1 pseudogene is annotated in these 217 nt (G+C 53.5%); it reads left to right on the plus strand.

What is annotated here, in order from left to right:
- Positions 1-217: pseudogene (locus A1830_RS21020) on the plus strand (IS481 family transposase); the annotation flags it as partial.

Here is a 217-nt window from a genome sequence, read left to right on the forward strand (position 1 = left end):
GTCGCGTTCCCTGCACATGGTCAGCACCGGACCAGCAATGAGCTGCGTAAACAGGGCGTTTTTCTCTCAGGAAGTGGTGTCCGCTCTGTTTGGCTGCGCCACAATCTTGAAAACTTCAAAAAGCCTCTGAAAGCACTGGAAGAAAAAGTGGCTCGTGAGGGTATCGAACTGACTGACAGCCAGATCGCCGCACTGGAACGCAAAGCCAGTGATGACG

It is taken from the genome of Erwinia sp. ErVv1 (assembly GCF_900068895.1).
In the GTDB taxonomy this organism is placed as follows: domain Bacteria; phylum Pseudomonadota; class Gammaproteobacteria; order Enterobacterales; family Enterobacteriaceae; genus Erwinia.